At 67.3% G+C, this 21300-nt stretch carries 19 protein-coding genes; 13 read left to right on the top strand and 6 right to left on the bottom strand.

From position 1 onward, the window contains the following. The first annotated feature begins 32 nt into the window (after nucleotides 1–32). From AC5P7X_RS06135 to AC5P7X_RS06110, 6 genes are all read left to right on the top strand, one after another. On the top strand, nucleotides 33–485 hold the full coding sequence (locus AC5P7X_RS06135; RefSeq protein ID WP_005413774.1) for an MgtC/SapB family protein: 453 nt from the start codon (nucleotides 33–35) through the stop codon (nucleotides 483–485). A 220-nt stretch (nucleotides 486–705) separates the two neighbouring features. Beyond that, nucleotides 706–2364: an L-lactate permease gene (gene lldP / locus AC5P7X_RS06130; RefSeq protein WP_206620535.1), complete on the top strand. Its 1659-nt coding sequence runs from the start codon at nucleotides 706–708 to the stop codon at nucleotides 2362–2364. 53 nt (nucleotides 2365–2417) lie between these two features. Then, a complete protein-coding gene (gene lldR, locus AC5P7X_RS06125; RefSeq protein ID WP_495214622.1) occupies nucleotides 2418–3182 on the top strand; it encodes a transcriptional regulator LldR in 765 nt (254 codons plus the stop codon). Nucleotides 3183–3186: 4 nt separating this feature from the next. Continuing rightward, nucleotides 3187–4326, top strand: a complete 1140-nt coding sequence (gene lldD / locus AC5P7X_RS06120) for an FMN-dependent L-lactate dehydrogenase LldD (protein WP_053499557.1) — start codon at nucleotides 3187–3189, stop codon at nucleotides 4324–4326. Continuing rightward, nucleotides 4323–6023: a D-lactate dehydrogenase gene (gene dld, locus AC5P7X_RS06115; RefSeq protein ID WP_053499555.1), complete on the top strand. Its 1701-nt coding sequence runs from the start codon at nucleotides 4323–4325 to the stop codon at nucleotides 6021–6023. The genes lldD and dld overlap by 4 nt, the downstream gene beginning before the upstream one ends. A gap of 141 nt (nucleotides 6024–6164) precedes the next feature. Continuing rightward, entirely contained in the window at nucleotides 6165–7049 is an 885-nt protein-coding gene (locus AC5P7X_RS06110; protein ID WP_065185745.1) for a hypothetical protein, read from the top strand. Nucleotides 7050–7118: 69 nt separating this feature from the next. Here the strand turns inward: AC5P7X_RS06110 and AC5P7X_RS06105 are convergent, their stop codons facing one another. Continuing rightward, complete coding sequence (locus tag AC5P7X_RS06105) at nucleotides 7119–7415, bottom strand: hypothetical protein (protein WP_005417035.1); 297 nt, start codon at nucleotides 7413–7415, stop codon at nucleotides 7119–7121. Nucleotides 7416–7584: 169 nt separating this feature from the next. On the opposite strand from AC5P7X_RS06105, the gene AC5P7X_RS06100 reads away from it, so the two are divergent. Both AC5P7X_RS06100 and AC5P7X_RS06095 read left to right on the top strand, forming a co-directional pair. Then, nucleotides 7585–8244: a hypothetical protein gene (locus tag AC5P7X_RS06100; protein ID WP_032954259.1), complete on the top strand. Its 660-nt coding sequence runs from the start codon at nucleotides 7585–7587 to the stop codon at nucleotides 8242–8244. 68 nt (nucleotides 8245–8312) lie between these two features. Then, nucleotides 8313–9092 carry a CDP-diacylglycerol diphosphatase gene (locus AC5P7X_RS06095; protein ID WP_053499550.1) on the top strand — a complete coding sequence of 260 codons (780 nt, stop codon included), beginning with the start codon at nucleotides 8313–8315 and terminating at the stop codon, nucleotides 9090–9092. Here the strand turns inward: AC5P7X_RS06095 and AC5P7X_RS06090 are convergent. Further along, nucleotides 9089–9688: a GNAT family N-acetyltransferase gene (locus AC5P7X_RS06090; RefSeq protein ID WP_425520243.1), complete on the bottom strand. Its 600-nt coding sequence runs from the start codon at nucleotides 9686–9688 to the stop codon at nucleotides 9089–9091. The two genes, AC5P7X_RS06095 and AC5P7X_RS06090, sit on opposite strands and share 4 nt — an antisense overlap. A 217-nt stretch (nucleotides 9689–9905) precedes the next feature. Here AC5P7X_RS06090 and AC5P7X_RS06085 point away from each other — a divergent pair, with 217 nt between their 5' ends. Beyond that, nucleotides 9906–12632: a TonB-dependent receptor plug domain-containing protein gene (locus tag AC5P7X_RS06085; protein WP_206620539.1), complete on the top strand. Its 2727-nt coding sequence runs from the start codon at nucleotides 9906–9908 to the stop codon at nucleotides 12630–12632. A 78-nt stretch (nucleotides 12633–12710) separates the two neighbouring features. Here the strand turns inward: AC5P7X_RS06085 and AC5P7X_RS06080 are convergent, their stop codons facing one another. Continuing rightward, a complete protein-coding gene (locus tag AC5P7X_RS06080) occupies nucleotides 12711–13355 on the bottom strand; it encodes a hypothetical protein (RefSeq protein WP_171957403.1) in 645 nt (214 codons plus the stop codon). A 183-nt stretch (nucleotides 13356–13538) separates the two neighbouring features. Between AC5P7X_RS06080 and AC5P7X_RS06075 the strand changes: the two genes are divergently transcribed. Then, the gene (locus tag AC5P7X_RS06075) at nucleotides 13539–14699 is read left to right on the top strand and encodes an amidohydrolase family protein (protein WP_346607718.1); all 1161 of its coding nucleotides are present in this window, start codon (nucleotides 13539–13541) and stop codon (nucleotides 14697–14699) included. A gap of 48 nt (nucleotides 14700–14747) precedes the next feature. Here the strand turns inward: AC5P7X_RS06075 and AC5P7X_RS06070 are convergent, their stop codons facing one another. Both AC5P7X_RS06070 and AC5P7X_RS06065 read right to left on the bottom strand, forming a co-directional pair. After that, nucleotides 14748–15185: a DUF3806 domain-containing protein gene (locus tag AC5P7X_RS06070; protein WP_346607719.1), complete on the bottom strand. Its 438-nt coding sequence runs from the start codon at nucleotides 15183–15185 to the stop codon at nucleotides 14748–14750. 131 nt (nucleotides 15186–15316) lie between these two features. Beyond that, nucleotides 15317–16198, bottom strand: coding sequence for a LysR substrate-binding domain-containing protein (locus AC5P7X_RS06065; protein WP_070489899.1), 882 nt, complete (start codon nucleotides 16196–16198; stop codon nucleotides 15317–15319). Nucleotides 16199–16313: 115 nt separating this feature from the next. On the opposite strand from AC5P7X_RS06065, the gene AC5P7X_RS06060 reads away from it, so the two are divergent. Both AC5P7X_RS06060 and AC5P7X_RS06055 read left to right on the top strand, forming a co-directional pair. Next, nucleotides 16314–17015, top strand: coding sequence for an ankyrin repeat domain-containing protein (locus AC5P7X_RS06060; RefSeq protein ID WP_253136457.1), 702 nt, complete (start codon nucleotides 16314–16316; stop codon nucleotides 17013–17015). Nucleotides 17016–17069: 54 nt separating this feature from the next. Beyond that, nucleotides 17070–18527, top strand: a complete 1458-nt coding sequence (locus tag AC5P7X_RS06055) for an amidohydrolase family protein (RefSeq protein WP_053499570.1) — start codon at nucleotides 17070–17072, stop codon at nucleotides 18525–18527. A gap of 93 nt (nucleotides 18528–18620) precedes the next feature. Here AC5P7X_RS06055 and AC5P7X_RS06050 read toward each other — a convergent pair whose 3' ends face one another. Then, complete coding sequence (locus AC5P7X_RS06050) at nucleotides 18621–19550, bottom strand: LysR family transcriptional regulator (RefSeq protein WP_005417015.1); 930 nt, start codon at nucleotides 19548–19550, stop codon at nucleotides 18621–18623. Between the two features lie 93 nt (nucleotides 19551–19643). Between AC5P7X_RS06050 and AC5P7X_RS06045 the strand changes: the two genes are divergently transcribed. After that, complete coding sequence (locus AC5P7X_RS06045; protein WP_053499534.1) at nucleotides 19644–20837, top strand: MFS transporter; 1194 nt, start codon at nucleotides 19644–19646, stop codon at nucleotides 20835–20837. Nucleotides 20838–21300: the final 463 nt, after the last annotated feature.

Here is a 21300-nt window from a genome sequence, read left to right as displayed (position 1 = left end):
GCGACGCTCGGGGAAATACCCGGAGCCTGCCCATGGAACTCACCCAGGATGTCTCGATCCTGCTGCGCGTAGCCGCAGCGATGCTGTTCGGCGGTGTGCTCGGTGTCGAGCGGGAAATGGGCAAGCACGCCGCCGGCCTGCGTACGCACATGCTCATTGCCGGAGCGGCGGCATTGATCGTCGGTCTTGGCGACTCGGTGGCCGAGCATTTCCAGCAGGAGCGTTACCGCGATCTGCTGCAGGTTGATCCGGTGCGCCTGATCGAAGCGGTGGTGGCCTGTGTCGGCTTCGTGGCCGCTGGCACCATTCTGCGCGGCTCACGCGAGGACCAGGTCAGCGGCTTGACCACGGCCAGTTCGCTGATCATGGCGGCGGCGATCGGGATTGCGGTGGGGATCAGCAAGTACGTGATCGCGATCGGGGTCAGCGTGCTGTGCGTGCTGGTGCTGGCGGTGATGCGGCGGTTGGAGAAACGGATCTCGTAGGGAAGGTCGAGTTGTCGGCCAGCGGCCGGCACCATAATGGCTCTAATGGTCGGACCAATATGAAGGCTAGCCCTATGGTCTAATAGGCTCTTCGTCGGAGTAGCGGTTAAATCCGCTGCAAGTGGTCTGATCGCGATCATTAATGGTAATACCAATGATCGACGGCCACGGCGACCCACCGCCTGCGGTGGGCCCCTTCCGTTTCCAGTCGAGAGTCTTCATGCAGCCCTGGCAACACCTGTACGACCCCGCCGGCAACCTGTGGTTGTCGAGCCTGATCGCGCTGCTGCCGATCGCGTTCTTCTTCGTTGCCCTGGCAGTGCTGCGCATGAAGGGCTGGCTGGCCGGCACGATCACCGTGGCCATCGCACTCAGCGTGGCCCTGTTGTTCTACCGCATGCCGGTGCCCCAGGCGCTGGGCGCGGCCGGCTTCGGTTTCGTCTACGGCCTGTGGCCCATCGCATGGATCATCATCGGTGCGGTGTTCCTCTACAAAGTTTCGGTCAAGACCGGGCAGTTCGACATCATCCGGGCCTCGATCCTCTCGGTGACCGAAGATCAGCGCCTGCAGATGCTGATGGTCGGCTTCGCTTTTGGCGCCTTCCTGGAAGGGGCGGCCGGTTTCGGTGCGCCGGTGGCGATCACCGCAGCGTTGCTGGTCGGGCTGGGCTTCAAGCCGCTGTATGCCGCCGGCCTGTGCCTGATCGTCAACACCGCGCCGGTAGCGTTCGGCGCGATGGGCATTCCGATCATCGTGGCCGGGCAGGTCACCGGCCTGGACGCATTCGAGATCGGCCAGATGGCCGGCCGCCAGTTGCCGTTCCTGACCATCATCGTGCTGTTCTGGATCATGGCGATCATGGATGGTTGGCGCGGTATCAAGGAGACCTGGCCGGCGGTGCTGGTTGCGGGTGGTTCGTTCGCCATCGCGCAGTACCTGACCTCCAATTTCATCGGCCCGGAACTACCGGACATCACCGCGTCGCTGGCGTCGCTGGTGTGCCTGACCCTGTTCCTGCGCCGCTGGAAGCCGGTGCGGATCTTCCGTTTCGACACCGAAACCAGCGCCGAGGCGGCCGCACAGCCACTGGAGGCACCGCGCCACAGCGTCGGCCAGATCGCCAGGGCATGGTCGCCGTTCCTGATCCTCACCGCGATGGTCACGCTGTGGAGCATCAAGCCGTTCAAGTCGCTGTTCGCGGCGGGCGGTCCGCTGGAAGGCTGGGTGCTGAAGATCCCGGTGCCGGGCCTGGACCAGCTGGTGCAGAAGATGCCACCGATCGTGGATGCGCCGCTGAGCTATGACGCCATCTACAAGTTCGACTGGTTCTCGGCCACCGGTACCTCGATCATCCTGGCTGGGGTGATTGCCATCATCGTGCTGCGCATGCCTGCACGTTCGGCGCTGCAGACCTTCGGCGAGACCGTGCGTGAGCTGCGCATGCCGATCTACTCGATTGGCATGGTGCTGGCGTTCGCCTTCATCGCCAACTACTCGGGACTGTCTGCCACGTTGGCCCTGGCACTGGCGCATACCGGCGACGCGTTCCCGTTCTTCTCACCGTTCCTGGGCTGGCTGGGCGTGTTCCTGACCGGTTCGGACACCTCGTCCAATGCCTTGTTCTCGGCACTGCAGGCCACCACCGCACAGCAGATCGGCGTGTCCGACGTGCTGCTGGTAGCGGCCAACACCACCGGCGGTGTCACCGGCAAGATGATCTCACCGCAGTCGATCGCCATTGCCTGCGCGGCGGTCGGCCTGGCCGGCAAGGAGTCGGATCTGTTCCGCTTCACGGTCAAGCACAGCCTGATCTTCACCACGATGGTCGGCCTGATCACCCTGGCCCAGGCTTACTGGCTGACCTGGATGATTCCCTGAGCCATGCGCGGCTGGCCGACCACCCGCTGCGCGCTTCGGGCCACAATGGCGCCATGAGCACGCAACGTATTTCGGACAAGGTGGCTGCGCAGCTGCGCGGCCTGGTGCAGGAACAACAGCTGCGGCCGGGCGACCGGCTGCCGGCCGAGCGCACCCTGGCGGTGCAGCTGGGGGTCTCGCGCACCGCGCTGCGCGAGGCCATCGCGCAGCTGGCCAGCCAGGGCCTGTTGACCGCACGGATCGGTGGCGGCACCTACGTGGCCGAGCCTGCGGCACGCGCGCGGCAGGCGCTGGATGAACCGCTGGCGCCGTACCTGCCGCTGTTCCAGGGCGACCCGGAATACCGCTTCGACGTGCTGGAGATCCGCCACGCGCTGGAAGGTGCCACCGCCTGGCATGCGGCGCTGCGTGCCACCGACGAGGACCGCGCGCGCATCGCACAGGCCTTCCAGACCATGATGGACGCGCACGGCAAGGACGACCCCACCGGCGAGGCGGAGGCCGACGCGGCCTTCCACCTGTCCATCGCAGAGGCCTCGCACAACCTGGTGCTGCTGCAGGTGATGCGCGGGCTGTTCGAACTGCTGCAGACCAACATCTCGCAGAGCCGCGAAAAGCTCTACACCTCGGCGAGGACCTTCTCGCCGCTGTCCGACCAGCACCGCGAGATGATGGATGCGGTGCTGGCCGGCGACCCCGAACGCGCGCGCGCCGCCGCGCATGCCCACCTCGAGTTCGTGCACACCACGCTGCGCACCCTCGATGACAACGAAGCCCGGCGTGCGCGGGCCTCGCGCCTGCCTTCCCCCCACGGTTGACCCCATGATCATCTCCGCCTCCACCGATTACCGTGCTGCTGCCGAACGCCGGCTGCCGCCGTTCCTGTTCCACTACATCGATGGCGGCGCGTATGCCGAGCACACGCTGAAGCGCAACGTTTCCGACCTGTCCGACATCGCGCTGCGCCAGCGCATCCTGCGCAACATGTCCGACCTGAGCCTGGAAACCGAGCTGTTCGGCGAAAAACTGGCGATGCCGGTGGCGCTGGCGCCGGTCGGCCTGACCGGAATGTATGCGCGGCGCGGCGAGGTACAGGCGGCGCGCGCGGCCGACAGCCGCGGCATCCCGTTCACCCTGTCCACGGTGTCGGTGTGCCCGATCGAGGAAGTGGCACCGGCCATCCAGCGGCCGATGTGGTTCCAGCTGTACGTGCTGCGCGACCGTGGCTTCATGCGCAACGCGCTGGAGCGGGCGCAGGCCGCCGGCGTGACCACGCTGGTGTTCACCGTGGACATGCCGGTGCCAGGCGCGCGCTACCGCGATGCACACTCGGGCATGAGCGGCCCGAATGCCTCGCTGCGCCGTATCGGCCAGGCCATCACCCATCCGCACTGGGCGTGGGACGTGGGCCTGTTCGGCCGCCCGCATGACCTCGGCAACATCTCCACCTACCGCGGCAACCCGACCGGGCTGGAGGACTACATCGGTTGGCTGGGCAGCAACTTCGATCCCTCCATTTCGTGGAAGGACCTGGAGTGGATCCGCGAATTCTGGAAGGGCCCGATGGTGATCAAGGGCATCCTCGACCCGGATGACGCGCGTGATGCGGTGAAGTTCGGTGCCGATGGCATCGTGGTCTCCAATCACGGTGGCCGCCAGCTGGACGGCGTGCTATCCACCGCACGTGCGTTGCCGGCCATCGCCGATGCGGTGCAGGGCGACCTGAAGATCCTCGCCGATTCCGGCATCCGCACTGGCCTGGACGTGGTGCGCATGCTGGCGCTGGGGGCCGATACCGTGCTGCTGGGCCGCGCCTTCATCTATGCGCTGGCCGCGCAGGGCGAGGCCGGCGTGGCCAACCTGCTGGACCTGATCGCCAAGGAAATGCGCGTGGCGATGACCCTGACCGGTGCGCGCCGCATCGCCGACATCGGCCGCGACTCGCTGGTCAGCCTGCCATGAGCGGCCACGACGCCGTGCTGGCACAGTTGCGCGATGCGGTCGGCAATCGCCATGTAATGACCGGCGACAAGGCTACGCGCCGCTTCCGCCGCGGCTACCGTTTTGGCGATGGCCCAGTGCTGGCGGTGGTGCGCCCGGGGACGCTGCTGGAACTGTGGCGCGTGCTGCAGGCAGCGGTGCAGGGCGGTGCGGCGATCATCCTGCAGGCGGCCAACACCGGCCTGACCGGCGGCTCGACCCCGGACGGCGATGACTATGGCCGGCCGATCGTGCTGGTCAACACGCTGCGCCTGACCGGCATCCAGTTGTTGAACGAAGGCCGCCAGGTGCTGTGCCTGCCCGGTGCCACGCTGGACCGCCTGGAGCAGACGCTGGCCCCGCTGGGTCGCGAACCGCATTCGGTGATCGGCTCGTCCTGCATCGGCGCCTCGGTGCTGGGCGGCATCTGCAACAACTCCGGTGGCGCGCTGGTGCGACGTGGCCCGGCCTACACCGAGCTGGCGCTGTATGCGCAGGTCGATGCACAGGGCCAGTTGCAGCTGGTCAACCATCTGGGCATCGCGCTGGGTGATACGCCCGAGCAGATCCTGCAGCGCCTGCAGGCCGGTGACTACACGGCCGCCGACGTGGGCGATGGCGACGGCCGTGCGGCTTCCGATCCACGCTATGCCGAGGAAGTACGCAAAGTCGATGCCGATACTCCCGCACGCTTCAATGCGGATCCCAGCCGCCACTTCGAGGCAGCGGGATCTGCCGGCAAGCTGGCAGTGTTCGCGGTGCGCCTGGACACCTTCGAGAAGGAGGCTGCCGAGGTCTTCTATATCGGCAGCAATCGCACCGACAGCCTCACCGCGATCCGTCGCCAGCTGCTGACCGGCTTCGAGCGCCTGCCGATCGCGGGCGAGTACATTCACCGCGATGCCTATGACATCGGCGAGCGCTACGGCAAGGACAGCTTCCTGCTGATCGATCGCCTCGGTACCTCCCGTGTGCCCGCGGCGTTCGCATTGAAGAGCCGCGTCGATGGCTGGTTCGAACGGCTGGGCCTGCGCGGGGTGACCGACCGGGTGATGCAGGTGCTGACCGGCCTGCTGCCCTCGCACCTGCCAAAGCGCATGGGCGAGTTCCGGCAACGCTACGAGCATCACCTGTTGCTGAAGGTCTCTGCCCAGGACGCTGCGGAAACCGAGGCCTGGTTGCGCGGGTTCTTCGCCGGGCACGAAGGCGGCTATTTCCACTGCACGGCCGAGGAGGGACGCAAGGCGTTCCTGCATCGCTTCGCGGTGGCCGGTGCGGCAGTCCGCTATCGTGAAGTGCATCGTGAGCAGGTGCAGGACATCGTCGCGCTGGATATCGCATTGCGCCGCGACGATACGGATTGGTTCGAGCAGTTGCCGGCCGATATCGACGGCCGCCTGCTGCACAAGCTGTACTACGGCCACTTCCTGTGCCACGTGTTCCACCAGGACTACATCGCGCGCAAGGGCGAAGACCCGGTGGCGATCGAGCATGCGATGTGGGCGCTGCTGGACCAGCGTGGCGCCGAGTATCCGGCCGAGCACAACGTCGGCCACCTGTACCCGGCCAAGCCGGCGCTGGCAGGTTTCTACCGGCAGCTGGACCCGAGCAATACCTTCAACCCGGGTATTGGCCAGACCTCGAAGGAAAAAGGGTGGGGTGGCTGCGACTGCGGATGATGTAGAGCCGAGCCTATGCTCGGCTGCTCTTCCCGACAGACAGCAGTCGAGCATGGCTCGACGCTACAAGGGCGATGCCGGGCAGGTCCGCCGCCGTCCGGGTAACGGTTACCATCGGAATCCCAGCCACAGGAGCCGCCCATGCCTTCCATTCCCGTCCGCGCCGCCCTGTGCGCTGCATTGCTGGCGACCCCGCTGCTGGTGCTGGCGCAGTCTTCTATCCTGCCGCAGCAGCGCGATGCCGCCGGCAACGTGATGGAACCGCTGGGGCAGGTGCTGGAACAGGGCGGGCAGGGCGAAGTACGCACGCAGTACTGCACGCTTGATCGTGTCTGGTGCGTGCGTGTGCAACCGGTGGCCGAGGACGGTGATCGGCCAACGACGCTGGAAGTCTCTGAACGGGTGGCCGGCGAAAGCGAAGCGCATACCTACCACGTCAGCATCGACGTGCCGCAGGAAAGCGAGCTGTCGCTGTGGCCGTGGATCGTGCGCCTGGCTCCGGGTATCGGCAGCGATGAGCCGGTGACCGACCCGCAGCAGCGCGCCCACCAGAATGTGCTGGTAGGCGGCATCGTCAAGTTCAGCACCATGTACTCCGGTGGAGGTGCCGACGCGTCCACGCTGCAGTTGGCACGCGTGCGCCACCTGCAGGACGACATCCAGGTGGACGACGACGTGCTGACGGTGCCATGGCTGGGCAATGCGATGATCCGTGCGTGTTTCAGCGAGCAGGACATGAAGCAGCGCGCAGGCGCCTGCCACGACGAATACGGGTTCTCGGCCAGGCTCGGGCTGGATCCGGTGGCCGAGGGCATGCCGGTGCTGCGCTACCAGACGGTGGCAACCCGCTTTCCGGCGGGCGTTTCGCGTTTCGAGGATTCGCTGGCCAAGGGCCCGCTGAAGAAGAAGGACCTGCGCACCGAGCAGGACCCAGCATGCAGCTACACGCGGCTGTTCCGCTTCAATGATGGGGTGTTCCACCCCGACCAGGCGCTGCCGGACTGCGCGGGGTATACCGAACCCTGAGCTGTAGAGCCGAGCCTGCGCTCGGCTGTCACGGAAGCGCAGCCGAGCATGGGCTCGGCTCTACAGCGCCTACTCGCAGCGGGTAGCGGTGATGATGTTGTCCTTGTCCACGTACACGCGCAGGCGATCCTGGCGGATGTCCTTCGTGGTGATGGTGCTGGGGCCGATCGGGTTGACCAGGCCGGCGCCGCTCTCGCTGGACAGGCGGCGGATGTTGGGTTCGTTGGCCGGCTGGCCGATTGCCCAGCCCAGCTGGCTGGCATCGCAGTGGCCGGTACCCTTGACCTGCGGGCCAGGGGTGCTGACGCAGGCCGACAGCAGCAGGGCCGACGCAGGCAGTAACAGGGACAGACGGAAGGCGGACATGCGAGCGCTCCTGCGCAGGGAAGATGGCGGAACGATAGCACCCGTCGCGCGAAAGGCGTCAGCACTCCGGTCATTGCCGGCACAGCGTGGTCATTGCATAGTGGGAGGGATGGCTGGCAGCACGCCAGCGGGCAGGCCGGGCCATTCCGGTGCAGGTGTTGGATACGCTATGACGGCAGGCAGTTTGCGCGACAAGCGCAGGGCGAGAAGAGTACTGGCAGTGTCGGTGCTGGGCGTGGCGTTTGCCGCCTCTGCCATCGAGCCGACGCCGGACGCCGCTGCGGAAGCGCCGGTGTTCGGTGCCTGGCGCAACCTGCAGACCGAGGCAGGCTACGCACCCGCCCAGCGCAACCTGGCGTTCGCGATGCTGCCGCAGGCCGCCACCCGCGGCGATCGATTCGCCATTGTCGATCGTGAGGGCAAGCGCGCGGTGTGCTGCCTGCAGGTGGCCAGCCCGTCGCTGGGCGTGGCCGCACTGCGCGAGCAATACCACCTGCCACAGGCCTGGGTGACCGACCTCAGCAATGGCCGCAGCCCGGCACGCCCCTACCTGCCGCACGTCTATGCGATGCAGCGCGTGGATGAACTGGCTGACTATGGTTTCACCGATGTGCCGGGGGCCTACAGCGACCTGGGGGGGCTGCTGATTCCCGAAGGTGCCGCGCTGGAGGCCGATGGCAGCGCCGTGCGCCTGGGTGATGACCGTTATCCCCTGCATTTCCAGCGCCAGCCGCACGCCGAAGATGATGGCGCACTGGACCGCTACACCCTGCAGGCGGGCGAGGGCGTGGCTCCGATCGTGGTTGAAGTGCCGTTCGGCACCTACTGATTGCAGCACCGCGCTGGCTAGAATGCAGTGCGGCGCCGCCTGCCGTGCCTGTTCCGTGAGTCGCCGCCGTGTCCCTGCGCTCGTTGCTGCTGTCGCCCCTGCTGCTGTTGTCCGCCTGTGCGAGCGCGCCGCCTCCGCCGCCCGTCCATTCCGATGCGCTGTGGCGCCTGATCGAGCGTGACTGCCAGGCAGCTGACGGCCCGCGCGGCAGCTGCCTGCGGGTGGAGACGGCGGCCGGCCGCCGTGACGTGCTGGTCAAGGATGCACACGGTGACTACCAGTTCCTGCTGATGCCGCTGGACAAGGTAAGTGGCATCGAGAACCGCGGTCTTTACCAGCGTGGGGCGCCCAACTATTTCGCGGCCGCCTGGCAGGCGCGCGCGCACACCGAACAGGCCCTGGGCCAGCCATTACCGCGCAACGTAGCCAGCCTGGCGCTGAACTCACCGCACGGACGGTCGCAGCACCAGTTGCATATCCATGTCGATTGCCTGCGCACGGACGTGCTGCAGGCCCTGGATGCACACGCCGGCGCCCTGGGGCCACGCTGGTCACCGTTGCCGGTGCTTCTGCGCGGGCATCAGTACCAGGCCTATCTGTTGCCCGGTGCGGAAATGACCGCCAATCCGCTCAACCTGCTGGCCTATGGCCTGAGCGGCGTGGGCGATGTGGGCCAGTGGAGCCTGGTGGTGGCCGGACGCGATGACGTGCAGGGTGGCCCCGGCTTCATCCTGCTGGCCACCCGCGTGGATGCCGCCAGCGGCAACGATGCCAGCGGCGAAGAACTGCAGGATCACGCCTGCACGGTGCTGACCGGCGCGGGTGCGGCACTGGAGCGGGTGCGCTAGCCGATCCGCTGCAGGTGGCTGCGCCACGCTGGCGCGGTAAGCGCCAGCAACTGGCGGTCATGCCATCCCTCGGCGTCCAGGTGGTAGTCGCGCAGGATGCCTTCACGCATGAAGCCCAGGGCCTGCAGTGCCTGGGCGAAAGGGGTGGTGCAACCCGGTGGCAGCAGTACGAAGATGCGATGCAGGCCGACATTGTCGAACAGGAACGGGCACAGCGCGCGCAGTGCGGCCTGTGGATGGGCGTTGCGGTGCTGCAGCGACTGCAGTTCTGCGCAGCGCGAATGCAGTGACTGCAGGCGGACATGCAGTTGGTCGTGCAGGATGCCCTGCGCGTCGTCGAACACGCCCAGTACCAGCAGATCGTTGTCTTCCTGTAGGCGTGAACGATGGACGCTGGCGAGGAAGCGGGCCTCTTCATCAATGCCGTAGGAAGGCCGTTGGCCGCGCTGGCGACGGTCGTCGAAGGTGCGCCAGCGCGGCAGATCGGTGCGCTGGAAGGAACGCAGGGTGATGGGCGTTGCCTGGAGGTGCAGCAGGTGGCGGCGCAGGACGGGGCGCAGCGGGGCGAGGTGAGTGTAGGTGGCGCGGTTGGTCATCCATGCACGATGCGTATCGGAAACGCGCCAGACCATGCAATTCATTGCAAAAGTGTGGCGGTGCCGTGGGTCCGTCTGATTCGGTTCAGGCATAAGCCCATCAGGGCTGGTCATTTCCGTTGAAACCACCCATTCAGGACACTTTCGTTACGGGATCGTTATGTGCCGCACAGGCCACGGCTCCCCCGTACCACCCGCCCACTCCCCCAGGAAGCCCATGTCCGCCTCCCACAAGGCGTTGCGCCCGCGTCCGCTGGTGCTCGCGCTGTCGTCCCTGATGCTGGTCTCGCTGCCGGCCTTCGCGCAGGAAAGCGCACCCACCACATTGCAGGAAGTGAAGGTCACCGGCTCGCGCATTCCCCGTGCCAGTGTCGAGGGGCCCTCGCCAGTGACGGTGATCAGCCGCGAGCAGATCGATGCGCAGGGCTACCGCAATGCCTTCGACGCGCTGAGCGCGCTGACCGAGAACACCGGCAACGTGCAGGGCGAGGACTTCGGCAATACGTTCACGCCGGCCGCCAACACCATCAACCTGCGTGGACTGGGTCCGAACCGCACGCTGGTGCTGGTCAACGGCCGCCGCCAGGCCGACTACCCGCTGGCCTACGAGGGCTCGGTGAACGTGGTCAACCTCGCCAACATTCCCAGCGCCCTGATCGAGCGCATCGAGGTGCTCGCCGCGGGTGCGTCGGCGGTGTATGGCTCCGATGCCATCGCCGGCGTGGTCAACATCATCCTCAAGGACCGCTTTGAAGGCGTGGACGTGAACGTGCGCGCCGGCGGCACCCAGCAGGGCGGGGGTGACAACCAGCGTGCGCAGGTGGTCGGTGGCAGTTCCGGCGAGCGTTGGGATGCGCTGTTCGGCTTCGAGTTCGACGTGCGCAAGGCGATCCACGCGCGCCAACGCGACTTCATGGATTCACTGGACGATGATCCGGCCGGCAAGGCGCCGCAGGCGACCGCGATCGCCTATCGCCGCAATGCTGCCACCGGCCGCAACATCGATCCGGGCGTGAGCGGCTGCGACGCAGCGTCGGGCATTTATGGCGGCAGCGTGTTCCGTGCCAACAACCCGCGCCAGGGCTGGTACTGCGGCAGCAACGAGGCCGCCGCCAGCTACTGGACCGTGCAGACCCAGAAGCGCAACCTCAATGGCTATGGCCTGTTGACCTTCCACGTCAACGACACCACCGACCTGTTCGCCGATGTCGCCGTGGGCAGCGCGCGCATCTACAACAACACGCGCGCGCCGACCTGGACGTCCTCACGCAACTACTTCTACAACCAGAACAGCGGGAACCTGGAGAGCTGGTACCGCCGCTTCGCGCCGGAAGAAATCGGTGGCCTGCCGCGCAATGCCAATCGGTTCCTGGAGAACTCGTGGTCGTTCAACGTGGGCGCACGCGGCCAGATCGGCGACAGCGGCTGGGACTACGAGGCGGTCTACAGCCGGTCGCGCTACGAGAACCGGACCCGTCGCCCGGTGCTGCTGGCCGGCATCAACGAGTACCTGCTGGGCCCGAAGCTGGGCGTGCGCAATGGCGTGGAGGTCTATGCGCCGGACCCGGTGCGCCTGTTCAAGCCTTTGACTCCGAACGAGTATGCGGGCCTGTCCGACTATCAGGAAAGTCGCAACGCGGCGTGGCTGCAGACCTTCAGTGCCAGTGTCAATGGCCGCCTGTTCGCACTGCCGGGCGGCGATGCTGCGCTGGCCGCAGTGGTCGAGGCCGGCAGCCAGGGCTACCGCAACCGCCCGGACCCGCGGCTGGGCACCGGCGAGTTCTGGAACACCAGCGCCGGTATCGGTGCCGGGGGTGATCGCGATCGCTATGCGGCCGGCGTTGAACTGCAGTTGCCGTTGCTGCAATCGCTGACCACTACGCTGGCCGGCCGCTACGACCAGTACCGCGCAGGCGGCGAGCACATCGGCAAGGCGACCTGGAGCTTCGGCGTCGAGTTCCGCCCGATCGAGAGCCTGTTGATCCGCGGCTCTGCTGCGACCAGCTTCCGTGCGCCGGACATGAACTACGTGTTCGCCACCGAGACCCGCGGCTACAACCCGGGCATGACCGATTACTGGCGCTGCCGTACTGCAGGCCAGTCGTACGACAACTGCGACTACAACGGCCTGTCGATCGACTACAGCAACCGCGCCAACGCACAGTTGCAGCCGGAAACCGCAAAGTCGTACGGCTTCGGCGTGGTCTGGTCGCCGCTGTCCGGGCTGGATTTCAGCGCCGACTACTACGACATCCGCATCGACAACGAGGTGACCAGCCTCGATACCAGCCGTATCCTGCGTGACGAGGCCGATTGCCGCCTGGGCCGCACGCTGGGCGGCGAAGCGCGCGATATCGGTTCACCGCTGTGCCAGGACGCACTGTCGCGGGTGATCCGCAATCCGTCCAATGCCACCGTGCAGCCGGACCAGGTGACCCGCGTGCTGATCAATCCGATCAACGCGGCCTCCGAATCGGTGCGTGGCCTGGACCTGAAGGGCAACTGGCGTTTCGATGCCGGCCGCTATGGCCGCTTCACCACGCGCCTGGCCTACACCGTGGTGCTGGAGCACAAGTACCGGCAGTTCTCCGATGATCCGGAGCGTGACATCCGCAATTCGCTGGATGATTACCAGTGGCGCAGCAAGGCCAACGGCAGCATCACCTGGAACCAGGGTGACTGGACCACCACGCTGTACGGCAATCGTTTCGGTTCACTGCCGAAGACCGATGGCAGTGGCCGCATCGCGCCGTACATGACCTACAACGCCAGCGTGTTCCGCCAGTTCGGCGAGAACCTGTCGGTGGGCGTGATCGTCAACAACGTGCGTGACAGCCGCCCGCCGGCAGACAGGAACGGGGGCGGCTGGCCGTTCTACCCGGTCGGCAACTACGACCCGTATGGCCGCCAATACTGGCTGCAGCTGGACTACCGGTTCCGCTGACCGGGCGGGAAGACAGAAGGCCCGGCAATGCCGGGCCTTCTGCTGTCTAGACACCGCGGTGATGGCGCGCGCGGTCGCCTAGGGCAGCGCCTGTTGCAGGTACGACTCGATGACATAGCTGAAGGGCTGCTGCTGGCGATCGCGCAGCAGCGCGCGCACTTCCAGGACCACACCGTCGTCGCCTTCGCCACGCGGTGGCCAGAACGTCTGGTCGGCCAGGGTCTGGCGCTGGAAGCCGAGCGGGCCGACCACGCGGCCAAAGGGTTCGTCGGTGCTGTCCAGCACCTGGTTCATGGCCGGGCTGAGATGGTCCGGCAGGTACCAGTTGTCGGCCTCGGAGAGGACGCGGCTGCCACAGACCAGCTGTACGCGGCGGTAGCGCAGGGCGGTGCCCGGTGGCGTTGCGCCCAGCGCCTGCAGCACGTCGGCGGGGGCAGGTTTGTCCTGGCCGTGCACACGCACCGCGCGCACCCGCGCCTGTTCGGCCAGGCCGTGTTCGGCGCACCAGTGTTCCAGGGTGGCGGTGGCGCTTTGCCCGGACAGCACGCGCTGGTGCAACCGCTCGACCAGGGCAGCCGATGCGATGCGCTGTTGGCCAGGCGGCGCCTGCAGCGGCGCGGTGGCGGCCGCATCGGTGGCGGACAGGCTGGCGATCGGGGCCGCAGCGAGCAGGGACGCGGCCTGCCAGCGGCGGAGGCGATCGTGGCGGTCGGACGGGCCCATGCGGCATCACAGCGGAAACAGGTGCCTATGGTACCCGTTCAGGCGTGTGCACGGCGTGGCTGCGAGCCCCGTCGCAACCGCGTTCATCGGATTGGTGAATATGTGGCATCCAGATATTTCGTTGGCCGATGGCAGCGCGGGCGCGCAGGATGGCGTCATGACTTGGCTTTCCGGGAGTTTCCGATGACGCTTCAGTTCGTCCATGGCGGTGTAGACCGCTACGGCGCGCCACTGCATTTCCATATCCGTGACGGCCGCATCAGTGGCCTCAATGGCGAGGCCTCGCCGGCCGACGGGGCGGAATGCATCGACCTGCAGGGCTTCGCGGTCCTGCCCGGGCTGGTCGACGGCCACATCCATCTGGACAAGAGTTTTGTCGGCGACCGCTGGCACCCGCATCAGCCGGTGAACAGCCTGCGTGAGCGGCTGGCGGTGGAGAAGGCCGCGGTAGCGGGTGCCGCGCCGATGGTGGACCGTGCCGAGGCATTGATCCGCCAGTGCAGCAGCTTCGGCACGGTGGCCATGCGCTGCCACGTCGACATCGACGGCAGCACGGGCCTGCGTCATCTCGAGGCGGTACGCGAGGCCTCGCTCCGCTGTGCCGGCCTCATGCGCATCCAGCTGGTAGCGTTCCCGCAGGCCGGGGTGATGTCCTGTCCGGGTACCGCCGCCGTGCTTGAGCAGGCCCTTGCAGCGGGCGTGGAGGTGCTGGGAGGCATCGACCCGACCACGCTGGATGGCGATGCTGAAGGCCAGCTGGCACTGCTGTTCGGCCTGGCCGAGCGCTATGGCGTGCGCCTGGACATCCACCTGCACGAGCCCGGCGAAACCGGACTGGCCCAGTTGCTGCGCATTGCCGCGCGGACCCGGGCCGCTGGCCTGCAGGGGCGGGTGGCGGTCAGTCATGCCTACTCGCTGGGCGAAGTGCCGCTGGCGCGCGCGTTGCAGGTGGGCGAGGCGCTGGCGACGGCGGGCGTAGCGATCATGAGCAACGCGCCGGGGGATCATCCGTTTCCGCCGCTGCGTGCACTGCATGATGTGGGCGTGCGCGTGTTCGGCGGCAACGACAATATCCGCGACTGCTGGTGGCCTTACGGCAACGGCGATCTGCTGCAGCGGGCGATGCTGCTGGGCTACCGCTCGGGCTTCTACACCGATGCCGACCTGATGCTGGCGCTGGACATGGTCACAACCCATGCTGCACAGGCGATCGGGCTGCCGCAGCACGGCATTGCCGAAGGCCTGCCGGCCACCTTCGTGGCGGTGCGCGCCGATCACGGTCCGGCGGCCGTGGCCGCAGTGCCGGTGGAGCGACGCGTGGTGGTGGACGGCCGCTGGCTGTAGATCCAGGCCGCGCCAACCTCTGTAGCGCCGAGCCATGCCCGGCGGCTTTCAGGCGTAATCGTCGGCGCGGGTAGCGACGAATTCTTCCAGCCACGCCAGCAGATGGGCGATGTCGATGACCTCGCCCTGCTCCACGCGCTTGAGCAGCAGGGTGCTGGCGCCGATCTGCAGGCTGCTGTCGGCATAGCGCAGCACCGCATCGATGCCCCAGGCATCGGTGACCTGCATCCAGGCCAGGCCCGGCACGCGCTGGGCCAGAGTGTCACCGAACGCCACGCCCAGCGCTTCCCAGCCGCCGCAGTCGTCACGATCGATCAGTTCGGCATCGACCACGCGCTGCAATGTGCTGGTGGCCAGCGGCCATTGCACCGGCAACGTCGGGAAGCTGGCGGCCACGCGTGAGGCGATCCGTGCACGCTGGTGCTGCAGGTGCGTCTGCAGGGCTGCAGGCAGGGGATCGAATCGCGTCGGGGGTTGGTCGGACATGGCGAGGCGCCGTGGAGCACGGAAGCAGGGGGCACTGTACGAGGCGATGATGCCCGCCGTGCGGCAAGATTGATCAGATATCGATGATCAATGCGCGAAAGGCATCCACGCGTGGCGTGGATCCACTGTGGTCAGTCCGGTTCGCGCTGTACCTGCCGCCACAGCTCGCTGGCCAGTGCCCGCACCGCATCATCGGCATCGGCACGATGCAGCAGACCGATTTCGTAGTTGTCGATCACCGGCAGCCCGCGCTCGCCATCGATGATGCGGTGCTCGCGCGTGACCGCGCGGCGCGGCAGCAGGCTGACGCCGATGCCATCAGCCACCGCGCCCTGGATGCCACTCAGCGACGAACTGGTGAAGGCAATGCGCCAGCGCAGGCCCAGCGCTTCCACGGCGTGGATCATCTCGTCGCGGTACAGCCCTCGCGGCGGGAAGGTGACCAGCGGCAGCGGGTCCTGCTGCAGGCAACTGCTGCGCAGGCTGTCGATCCAGTGCATCGGCTCGCGCCGGCAATGCACCGCCTGGCGGCTGTTGCGGCGCTGCTTGACCAGCACCAGGTCCAGCTCGCCGTGGTCGAAGCCCTGCGCCAGGTCACGGCTCAGGCCGCTGCTGATCTCCAGTTTCACCTGCGGGTGGCGGCGGCTGAAGGCGGCCAGCATGCGCGTGGTCTGCGGGTTGACGAAGTCCTCCGGCACGCCGATGCGGACGGCGGTCTCCACCGTCGCGCCGGCCAGCGCCTGTGCCATTTCCTCGTTCAGGTCGAGCATGCGCCGCGCGTAGCCGAGCAGGGTGTGGCCGGCGTCGGTGGGGTGAACGTCGCGGTGGCCGCGTTCGAGCAGGCGATGCCCGGCCAGTTCCTCCAGCCGGCGTACCTTCTGGCTGACCGTGGACTGCGTCGAATGCAGGCGCGTGGCCGCCGTGGTGAAGCTGCCGCAGTCGGCCACCATCACCAGCGCCCGCAGCAGGTCCAGTTCGAACAGGGTTCTATTCGATTTGGCACTGTCTTGCATTTGAACATTTCACTTCTGGATACCCAGGCCGACTTCTACCATGCGGGGCAGGGGCCGGCAATGCGCGGCCCCTGCGACCATCGCCCTGCGGCGATGGAGAAAAGGAGACACCGTGATGCGCTTCCATTGCCCTGCTGGCTGGCCTGCACCGTTCACGCGCGTGCTGTTGTTGTGTCTGCTGGCCATGGTCACCCCTGCCTGCACTGCCACCTCCAGAGCCGACGCAGACGCGCGCCTGCGTGATGCCGCCAGCCGCGGCGATGCCGAGGCGGTGCGCGGCGCGCTGGCCGAAGGTGCTGATCTGGAGGCGCACGATGGCCAGGGCCGCACGGCGCTGCTGCTGGCCACGCAGGGCAACAACGTGGATGCCGCGCGCGAACTGATCGAGGCCGGGGCGGACGTCAATGCCAAGGATGCGCTGCAGGACAGTGCCTACCTGTATGCCGGCGCGCGCGGCCTGGATGAGATCCTGGCGATGACCCTGGCGCACGGCGCCGATCTGCGCAGCACCAACCGCTATGGGGGCACTGCGTTGATTCCGGCCGCCGAGCGCGGCCACGTCAGCACCGTGCGCATGCTGCTGCGTGCAGGTGTGGTGGTGGACCACGTCAACCGCCTGCACTGGACCGCGCTGCTGGAAGCGATCCTGCTTGGCGACGGTGGTGAACGCCATGTGCAGATCGTGCAGCTGCTGCTGGAGGCCGGTGCCGACCCGGAGCTGGCCGATGGCGATGGCGTAACGCCGCTGGCGCACGCGCGCCAGCGTGGCTATGCCGGCATTGAAACCCTGCTGCGCCAGCACGGCGCGGCGCGCTGAACCGCTACTCCTTCCACCCGCACGCTGGCCGTGCCTACCAGGATGCTGTCCATCATGTTCCGTTCCCGCCCGTTGTCCCTTGCCATCCTTCTTGCGGTGGCGCCGCTGTCGGTATCTGCTGCCGAGCGCGCCGACCTGCTGATCCGCAATGCCATCGTGGTCGACGTCGAGCACGCCAGCACGCGGGCCGGGCAGAGCGTGGTGATCCGCGGCGAGGACATCGTCGCGGTGGGCCCGGACGCGCAGCTGCGCGGCCAGTGGAGCGCGGCCCGCCAGATCGATGCCAAGGGCAAATACCTGATCCCGGGCCTGTGGGACATGCATGTGCACTTCGGTGGCGGCCCGGCGCTGATCGAAGAGAACAAGGCGCTGCTGCCGCTGTACATCGCGCACGGCATCACCACCGTGCGTGACTGCTCGGGCGATCTGCCCGAGCAGGTGCTGCAGTGGCGTGGCGAGATCGCCAGGGGCACGCTGTTCGGCCCGCGCCTGCTCAGCTCGGGCGCGAAGATCGAAGGCATCAAGCCGGTCTGGAAGGGCACGATCGAAGTGGGCAGCGAGGCCGACGTCGACAACGCGATCACCCGACTGCAGCACGACAGGGTCGACTTCGTGAAGATCACCGACAGCACGCTGAAGCCGGATCTGTTCCTGTATTCGGCCAGCGCAGCGCGCAAGGCCGGCTTCAAGGCCTCGGGCCACATTCCGATGGCGCTGACGGTGGAGCAGGCGGTCGATGCCGGCCTGGCCTCGATCGAGCACCTGGACTACGCATTCAAGGCCGGCAGCAAGGACGAAGCGAAGATCGCCGCCGACTTCGGCGCCGGCCGCATCGACCGCGCGGAAGCCAATCGCCGCCTCGACGCCAGCTTCGACCGTGACACCGCGATGCACGCCTACCGTGATTTCGCCAAGCGCGGCGTATTCGTGACCCCGACCCTCAACGGTGGCCGTATCCTCGATTTCCTGGACCAGGATGACCACGCCAACGATCCGTACCTGGCCTACATCGGCCCGGGCCTGCGCGCGACCTACCAGTGGCGCGTGGACCGCGCGGCGAAGGCGACGCCGGCACAGATCGAGGCGCGCCACGCGCAGTACCACCAGGTGGCTGCCGTGCTGCCGTTGCTGCAGGAGGCGGGCGTGACGATCATTGCCGGCACCGATGCGGGCTTCCTCAACTCGTTCAACTTCCCGGGCATCGCCCTGCACCAGGAACTGCAGCTGTTCGTGAAGGAGGGCCTGAGCGCGCCGCAGGCGCTGTCGGCCGCAACCCGTTCCGGCCCGGCCTGGTTTGGCCAGATGGACCGTTACGGTGATGTCGCGCGGGGCAAGGCCGCCGACCTGGTGCTGCTGACCGCCAACCCACTGCAGGACATCGCCGCCACCGAGAAGATCGACAGCGTGATCCTGCGCGGCAACGTGTATGACCGCGCCGCGCTGGACAAGATGCTGGCCGACACCAAGGCCAAGGTCGCGGCGTGGAATGCCGAGGCTGCGAAGGCGCAATGATCGACAGGGTCGGATCCCTTCTCAACGGGAAGGGCTCTGACCCTGTGGTCTTGAACGAAATCCACGCCATGCGTGGATGATGGGGCCGGTGACCTAGCGCGGTGCCGGCCGCATGCCGTGCAACTGCGGCAGTGCGGCCTTCATCGCATCGATGAAGGCGCGCAGCCGTGGCGGCTGCTGGCGCGCGGCAGGAAACACGACGTGTACCGGCAGTGCCGGTGCCTGCCAGTCCGGCAGCAGCTGCACCAGCCGCCCTTGTGCGAGGTCGTCGGCCACCAGCCAGGCCGAGACCACCGCTGCGCCCAGCCCGGCGCGTGCAGCCTGCTGTACCACGAACAGGTTATCGCTGAGCAGGCGCGGGCTGATTGACAGCGTATGCGCCCGGCCCTGCGCATCATGCAGCAGCAGGCGTTCGCGGTAGTAGGTGACCAGCGAGATCCACGGCAGTGACTGTGCCTGTTCCGGCGTACTGACCGCCGTGGCGTCCACCAGCGAGGGCGCTGCCACGACGATGCGCGGCACTTCTGCGAGCGGCAGTGCAACCATGCGCGGTTCGTCGACAGGGCCCACCCGCACCGCGCAGTCGATGCCTTCTGCGATGAAATCCGGGCGACGATCTTCAAGGATCCACTCCAGGCTCAGCTGCGGGTGCTGGGCGAGGAATGCGAGCATGGTAGGCAGCAGCTGCGCCTGGCCAAAGGCGTGCGGCACCATCACCCGCAGGCGTCCGCGCAGCGTTTCCGGTTCGCCGTTCAGCTCGGCCTGCAGCGACTCCCATTCGTCGACCACGCGCTGCGCATGACGCTGGCAGCGCAGGCCGTCCTCGGTCAGTTGCAGGCCATGGGTGGAGCGCTGCAGCAGGCGCAGGCCGAGCTGCCGCTCCAGTGCCTGCAGGCGTCGGCTGACCGTCGGCTGGGTGGTGCCCAGCTGCAGGGCCGCAGCAGACAGGCTGCCGGCATCGACGATGCGCAGGAAGGTGCGCAGCAGATCCAGGCGATCAGCGCCGGTGGCGAGGTCATTCATGCGTGTGGCGTATGAAATATATGTGCCAGAGCCTACTACAGACGTATGGCGAATACAGGCAGGATACGCCCACTTCCTCTACGGGGCTCCCCCATGTCTACCCCCTCGCTGTCTGTTGCGGCCGCACCGGCGACCGTGCCTTCCGCCCCATTGGTGCTGGCAATGGCGGCCGGTGCCGGCTTCTCGGTCGCGTCGCTGTATTACAGCCAGCCCATGCTGGGCCTGATCGCCCAGGACCTGGGCGCCGGTGAGCGCGCCGCCGGCCTGGTGCCAACCTTGACCCAGCTCGGCTACGCACTGGGCATCCTGCTGCTGGCACCGCTGGGCGATCGCTTCGACCGCCGCCATCTGATCCTGTTGAAGTCCGCGCTGCTGGCGCTGGCACTGGGCGCCGCCGCGATGGCCGGGCACCTGCCGGGCCTGCTGATGGCCAGCCTGCTGGTCGGGCTGATGGCAACGCTGGCGCAGGACATCGTTCCCGCCGCTGCGGTGCTGGCACCGGATGCGCAGCGCGGCCAGATCGTCGGCCGGGTGATGACCGGCCTGCTGCTCGGCATCCTGTTGTCGAGGGTGGTCAGTGGCGTGGTGGCTGAAGCGTGGGGCTGGCGCACGCAGTTCGTGCTGGCGGCGGTATCCGTGGCGGCGATGGGCGCGGTGATGGCGCGTGCACTGCCGCGTTTCGCGCCGACCAGCACGCTGCGCTATCCGGCGTTGCTGGGTTCGTTGCTGGCGTTGTGGCGCGAGCAGCCGCAGCTGCGCCGTGCGGTGGCCAGCCAGTCGCTGCTGGCCGTGGGATTCAGCGCGTTCTGGTCGACCCTGGCGCTGATGCTGCATGCACGTCTGGGCCTCGGCAGTGCGGCGGCGGGTGCGTTCGGTATCGCCGGTGCGGCCGGTGCATTGGCCGCGCCGTTTGCCGGCCGTTTCGCTGATCGACTGGGGTGCCATGCGGTGGCACGGCTGGCGATTGCGGTGGCGCTGCTGGGCTTCGGCCTGCTGCTGGCCGAAGCCTGGTTGCCGGCCGCCGCGCTGTTGCCGTTGCTGGTGGTGAGTGCGCTGCTGTTCGACTTCGGCTTCCAGTCGGCGCTGGTGGCGCACCAGACCCTGGTCTACGGGCTGGTGCCGCCGGCACGCAGCCGGCTCAATGCGCTGTTGTTCACCGGCATGTTCATCGGCATGGCCGCCGGTGGTGCGCTGGGCAGCCTGGCGCTGGCGCAGTGGGGGTGGCACGGCGTGGCCTGGCTGGCGGTGGTGTGTGCGGGCGGCAGCCTGCTGCTGCGTTTGAAGTAGGGGGGGTGTTCGGCAGGGCTTGCAGCCCTGCACCTGCTGGAGGCAACAGCAACAGCAACAGCAACAGCGGGGTTCCTGTAGGGAGGCGGGGTGGGTCCGGTTGCGGGGGACGCCGTGAATCCATCCCTGAAGGCTCGGTCGCGCCATCCATGGCGCTCACGCCCCCGCAACCGGACCCACCCCGCCTTCGACAGGTTCCTGCGGTCTGTTGGAATGGCTCTTGGGGTCAGATCCGTTTTCCGAAGGAAAACGGATCTGACCCCTGATTGATTTCGATATCTGACAGAAGTGTCGACCAAGATCGACACCTACCAACCGCTATCGGAATCTGTCAGGGGTGGGGCGGTGTCGGAGTGCGGGGTGTCAGCCGCATGGATGCGGCTGCCAAGCTTACAGGGACGTACTTGCAGCGTCCCCGCACTCCGACACCGCCCCGCCATCCCACGGAAAGCCCGCTTTTGCT

The sequence above is a fragment of the Stenotrophomonas sp. YJH_SMC_53 genome (assembly GCF_059369995.1).
This window is presented reverse-complemented; position numbering and strand designations above follow the sequence as displayed.